Source organism: Actinomycetota bacterium (assembly GCA_036280995.1).
Taxonomy (GTDB): Bacteria; Actinomycetota; CALGFH01; order CALGFH01; family CALGFH01; genus CALGFH01.
This window is the reverse complement of the sequence record DASUPQ010000033.1, coordinates 1-5,373: the sequence shown is the minus strand read 5'-3', so window position 1 is coordinate 5,373 and position 5,373 is coordinate 1. Positions and strand designations below refer to the sequence as shown.

Annotated in this window: 5 protein-coding genes; 2 read left to right on the top strand and 3 right to left on the bottom strand. The window is 75.3% G+C overall.

The features are described from left to right. Nucleotide 1: 1 nt before the first annotated feature. The 3 genes from VF468_00855 to VF468_00845 are packed head-to-tail and all read right to left on the bottom strand — an operon-like array spanning nucleotide 2 to nucleotide 3,570. Entirely contained in the window at nucleotides 2-937 is a 936-nt protein-coding gene (locus VF468_00855; protein ID HEX5876874.1) for a phytoene/squalene synthase family protein, read from the bottom strand. After that, nucleotides 934-2,418 carry a phytoene desaturase family protein gene (gene crtI, locus VF468_00850; GenBank protein HEX5876873.1) on the bottom strand — a complete coding sequence of 495 codons (1,485 nt, stop codon included), beginning with the start codon at nucleotides 2,416-2,418 and terminating at the stop codon, nucleotides 934-936. Before crtI ends, VF468_00855 begins: the two co-directional genes overlap by 4 nt. Before the next feature lie 6 nt (nucleotides 2,419-2,424). Next, a complete protein-coding gene (locus tag VF468_00845) occupies nucleotides 2,425-3,570 on the bottom strand; it encodes a polyprenyl synthetase family protein (protein ID HEX5876872.1) in 1,146 nt (381 codons plus the stop codon). A 68-nt stretch (nucleotides 3,571-3,638) separates the two neighbouring features. On the opposite strand from VF468_00845, the gene VF468_00840 reads away from it, so the two are divergent. Both VF468_00840 and VF468_00835 read left to right on the top strand, forming a co-directional pair. Continuing rightward, complete coding sequence (locus VF468_00840; protein HEX5876871.1) at nucleotides 3,639-4,949, top strand: DNA polymerase IV; 1,311 nt, start codon at nucleotides 3,639-3,641, stop codon at nucleotides 4,947-4,949. Nucleotides 4,950-5,073: 124 nt separating this feature from the next. After that, on the top strand, nucleotides 5,074-5,373 hold a 300-nt coding region (locus VF468_00835; GenBank protein HEX5876870.1), incomplete at its 3' end, for a DUF3040 domain-containing protein.

Below are 5,373 nucleotides of genomic sequence, written 5' to 3'. Positions count from 1 at the left end.
CTCATGGGGTGCCGGGGGTGGTGATGGTGACGCGGCGTTCGGCTCGGGCGGCCCGGTGGGCGGTGAGCCAGTGGTGGCTGGCCACGGCCAGGCGGCGGTGTCGGGGGACGGTGATGCGGCGGTCCAGGACCTGGTAGCCGGCCTGTTCGACCTCGTCCAGGATGGCCCCATAGAGCTGGGAGGCGACCCGGATGCAGGGTTGGGAGGAGGGGGCGAGGAGCTCGATGCCGGGCGCGGCGGCCCGGTAGTGGTCCCGGGCCCGTTCGATCTCGAAGGCCAGCAGCTCGGCCACGGCTGGGGAGGCGGTGGGGGCGGCCAGGTCGGCCCGGTCGACCCCGAAGCGGTCCAGGTCGGCGCTGGGCAGGTAGACCCGGCCGCGTTGGTAGTCTTCGGCGATGTCGCGGATGAAGTTGGTCAGCTGGAAGGCCAGCCCGAGCTGGCGGGCGTGGGCGGCGGCGGCTGGGGGGTCGGTCGATTCCAGGATGGGGGCCATCATGGTCCCGATGACCGCGGCCGAGCCTTCCATGTAGCCGCACAGGTCCTGGTAGGTGTGGTAGCGGTCGATGGTCAGGTCGGCGGCCATGGCGTCCAGGAACCGTTCGAAGTCGCCGACGTCCAGGGCAAAGGCCCGGATGGTGTGGAGCACGGCGGGCAGGACCGGGTCGGGGCAGGGGGCGCCGCGGAGGCCGGCGAACAGCCGGGTTCCCCAGGCGCGGAGGGCGGCTGCTTGGGCGGGGCGGTCCAGGGTCGAGGCCAGGTTGTCGACGATCTCGTCGGCGTAGCGGGTGAAGCCGTACAGGGCATGGACGTGGCGGCGCTTCCAGCGGGGGAGCAACAAGGTGGCCAGGTAGTAGGTGCGGCCGTGGCGGGCATGGAGCAGCCGGCACCGCTCATAGGCCGCCGACAACGTCTGCGGCTCCACCATGGCCAGCCTCATCGCCGCCTCCGGGCCAGCACCCGCTCGGCGGCCAGGCGGCCGGAGATCAGCACCATCGGCACCCCGACCCCGGGCACGGTGCCCATCCCGGCGAACACAAGGCCGGGCACGCCCGCCGAGGCGTTCCCGGGCCGCAGCCAGCCGGTCTGGGTGAAGCGGTGGTCGAGCGAGAACGGCGTCCCCGCGGTCAGGCCCTGGGCCTCCCAGGCGGGAGGGTCGACGACCAGCTCGACGGCGCTGTCGCGGCGCAGGTCGCCGTAGCCGAGCCCGGCCAGCCGCCCGTACAGCCGCTCGCGCAGGCGCGGCCCGACCTCGGCCCAGTCCAGCCCGGCCCGGGTGTTGGCGGTCGGCTCGAGCACGAACAGGGTGGCGTGGCCGGGCGGGGCGGCATCGGGGTCCTCGGGCGAGGGGTAGGTGACCAGCAGGCTCGGGTCGGGCTGGATGCCGCCGTGGCGGGTCAGGGCCTCGAAGGTCGCCTTCCAGTCCCGGCCCAGGTGGACGGTGTGGTGGGCCTGGCCCTGGAGCTGGCGGGTCAGCCCCAGGTGGACCAGGTAGCAGGAGGGCGAGAACCGCAGCCGGCGCCGCCGCACCCGCCAGTCGCGGGCCGCCGGGGGCAGCAGGTGCTCGTAGGCGGCCGGCAGGTCGCTGGTCACGACCACGTCGGTGGCGGCCAGGCGCTCGCCGCCGGCCAGCACCACCCCGGTGACCCCGCCGGGCCCGCCCTCGACCCGCTCGACCCGAGCCGAGTACCGGAAGCCCGCCCCGGCCTTCTCGGCCACCCCGGCCAGGGCCAGGGGGAGGGCGTGCATGCCGCCCCGGCGGGGGATGAAGGCGCCGCCGACGGTGTCCATGTGGGCGACCACGGCGTAGATGCCGAGGGCGTCGAACGGCGACAGGCCGGTGTAGAGGGCCTGGAAGGTGTGGGCCCGGCGCAGCCGCCAGTCGCTCAGGTGGGTCGCGACCAGGTTGTGCAGCCGCCGGAACCCGCCAAGGCGGGCCAGCCGCAGGAGGGCCAGGGGCCGGACCAGGCCGGCCGGGCCGTCGAGGTTGCGGTCGATGAACTGATCCCACTCGGCGTCCAGCATCCGGCCCAGATGCGCCCGGAAGGCCAGGTAGCGGGCGGCCTCCTCGGGCCCGGCGAGCCGCTCGACCTCGGCCGCCATGCGCTCGGCCCCCGGGACCACGTCCAGGCGGCTGCCGTCGTGGAAGGTGAGCCGGTAGATCGGGTCGAGGGGGGCCAGCTCCAGCCAGTCCTCCAGCTCCTCGCCGGCGGCGCCAACGCATGCCCGCACCACCTCGGGCATGGTCAGCACCGAGGGGCCGGTGTCGAAGCGGTAGCCGCCGACGGTCACCGTGCCGCAACGGCCGCCCGGGACCGCCTCGGCCTCGACGACCACCACCTCGCGGCCGGCGGCGGCCAGATGGATGGCGGCCGAGAGCCCGGCCAGGCCGGCCCCGACGACGACCGTCCGCCCCGCCATGTCCGGCTAGGCGCTCCGGTCGGTGACGTGGTCGGCCAGCGCCGCCAGGGTGCCCCGGGCCGCCTCGTCGATCCCGTCGGCCGCGGCCAGCGCCGCCTTGGCCTCGGCCAGGAGCTCGCCGATGCGGGCCTCGGTGGCGTCCACGGCGCCGCAGCCGGCGATCAGCCGGCGCAGCTCGGCGACCTCGTCCTCGGACAGCTTGGCGTTGCCGAGGGCCCCCTCCAGCAGGGCCCGGCCGGCCCGGCCGGCGAGCCGGCGGGCCTGCATGACCAGGTAGGTCTCCTTGCCCTCGCGCAGGTCGTCCCCGGCCGGCTTGCCGGTCACCTCCGGGGACCCGAACACCCCGAGGATGTCGTCCCGGAGCTGGAAGGCCTCGCCCAGGGGCAGCCCGTAGGCCGAGTAGCCGGCGGCCAGGGCGGGCGGGCCGGCGGCCAGGGCCAGGCCCAGGTGCAGCGGCCGCTCGATGGTGTACTTGCCCGACTTGTAGGTCAGGACCCGGCGGACGGCGGCCTCGTCGGGGGCGCCCCGGCGGGCCTCGACCAGGTCCAGGTACTGGCCGCCCATCAGCTCCGAGCGCAGCCGGTTGAAGACCCGCAGGGCGGCGGCCAGGCGGTCGTCGGGCAGGCCGGCCTCGGCCAGGGCCACGTCGGCCCAGGTGAAGGCCAGGTCGCCCATGAGCATGGCCGCGCCCTCGCCGAAGGCGGCCGGGTCGCCCCGCCAGCCGAGGCCGCGGTGGAGGCCGGCGAAGCCGACGTGCATGGCCGGGCGGCCGCGCCGGACCTCGGAGCCGTCCATGATGTCGTCGTGGATGAGGGCGCAGACGTGCAGCAGCTCGACCGAGCAGGCGGCCTTGACGGTGGCCTCGGCCTCGGGGCCGCCGGCGGCGCCTCCGGCGCCCCGGTACCCCCAGTACACGAAGGCCGGCCGCAGCCGCTTGCCGCCGGCGAGGGCGAACCGGGTCAGGGCGTCGGTGACGGGGCCGGCGTCGTCACCGAGGAAGCCGAGGGCCGACAGCTCCTGGGCGAGCAGGGCGGCCAGGGCCCGGTCGACCCGGGCGCGCAGATCCTCGGCGTCCAGGGGGGACGCCGGCACGGGCTGGGCGGCCTCGGTCACCTGGCTGGAGGTTCCTCTGGGGGTCGTCACGGTGGTCATGCATGCTTCTTCGATGTGAGCATCCTAGTCGGATGCACCTTCCAGGGGGGTGTCCCGGGAGTGGCCAGGTGAATCAGGGAACGCGGCCGACCGGCGAGGTGATCGCCGGAGGCCGGCCGCTGGAGCCGGGCGAGGCCGACGGCCTGGGGATCCTCCACGCCGACCTGGACGCCTTCTACGCCAGCGTCGAGGTGCTCAAGGACCCGTCCCTGCGCGGCCGTCCCCTGCTGGTCGGCGGCACCGGCGCCCGCGGGGTCGTCACCTCGGCCTCGTACGAGGCCAGGGCGTTCGGCTGCCGCAACGCCATGCCGATGGCCAGGGCCCGCCGCCTGTGCCCGCAGGCGGTGGCCGTCCCGCCCGACTTCGCCGCCTACCGGCGCCACTCGGCCACGGTCATGCGGATCTTCCAGAGCCTCACCCCGCTGGTCGAGCCGCTCGCCCTCGACGAGGCGTTCCTGGACGTCCGCGGGGCCCGGGCGCTGTTCGGCGACGCCGTCGCCACAGCGCGGCTGCTCCGGGCCCGGGTGCGGGAGGAGGCCGGCCTGGCCCTCACGGTCGGCGTGGCCGCCAGCAAGTACCTGGCCAAGCTCGCCTCGACCCGCGGCAAGCCGGACGGCCTGCTGGTGGTCCCGCCCGGCCGGGCCCTGGAGTTCCTCCACCCCCTGCCGGTCGACGCCCTCTGGGGGGCCGGCCAGGCCACCATCGAGACGCTGGCCCGCTACGGCCTGCGCACCGTCGGCGACGTCGCCGCCACCCCGAGGGCGACCCTGGAGCGGGCCCTCGGGCCGGCCGCCGGGGCCCAGCTCCACGAGCTGGCCTGGGCCCGCGACGACCGCGAGGTGGTGCCGTTCGAGGCGGCCAAGTCGGTCGGGTCCGAGGAGACCTTCACCACCGACATCGACGACCCCGGGCAGCTGGCCCGCGAGGTGCTGCGCTCCTGCGTGCGGGTGGGACGGCGGCTGCGGGAGGCGGGCCTGGCCGGCCGCACGGTCACCCTGAAGCTCCGCTTCGCCGACTTCCGCACCATCACCCGGGGCCGCACCCTGCCGGTGGCCACCGACACCGACACCGAGCTGCACGAGGTCGCCAGGGAGCTGCTGGCCCGGCTCCAGCTCGGCCGGACCCCGGTCCGCCTGGTCGGTGTCACCGTCAGCAACCTGCAGCGCCAAGGCGCGCCGGTGCAGCTGCGGCTGGGCCCGGAGCGGCCCGGCTGGGAGGCGGCGGTCCGGGCCGCCGACGCGGTCAGGGCCCGGTTCGGCGATGGCGCGATCGACCTGGCCTCGCTCACCGGCGACCGCCCGGCCGAGGCCTACGAAGAGGCCCGCCAGACCCCCCGCCCCCGCCGCGACCCCCTCCTCCCCCCGGACCCCGAACCGTGACCCGAGATTGAAGGTTTAGGACCGCGCGTGAGTCCCCACCAAAGTTCCAAGTGGAGTCGCCGGCTGGGCCTCAGCCGGGTACACTCGCAGGACCACCACAGTACGACCCTGGCCGGAGCCTCACATGCCGCTGTCCGAGCACGAGCAACGCATCCTGGCCGAGATCGAGCGGCGGTTGCTCGAAGAGGACCCCAAATTCGCCCATCAGGTGGGCTCCTCGTTCCGTGCCCATCTGGGCCGCCGCCTCAAGCTCGCCGTCGCCGGCTTCGTCCTCGGCCTGGTCGTGGTCATCTCCTCCACGTTCCTGGAGAACGTCGCCGTCGGCGTGGCCGGCTTCGTCATCATGCTGGCCTGCGTGTTCGTGTTCATGCGGACCATGCGCCGCCGGGCCACGGTGGAGCGCCCGGTCAACGGTCCCGCCGCC

Coding starts and splice junctions, on each gene's coding strand:
- VF468_00855 (HEX5876874.1), bottom strand. CDS start 937: ATGAGGCTGGCCATGGTGGAGCCGCAGACGTTGTCGGCGGCCTATGAG.
- VF468_00845 (HEX5876872.1), bottom strand. CDS start 3,570: ATGACCACCGTGACGACCCCCAGAGGAACCTCCAGCCAGGTGACCGAG.
- crtI (HEX5876873.1), bottom strand. CDS start 2,418: ATGGCGGGGCGGACGGTCGTCGTCGGGGCCGGCCTGGCCGGGCTCTCG.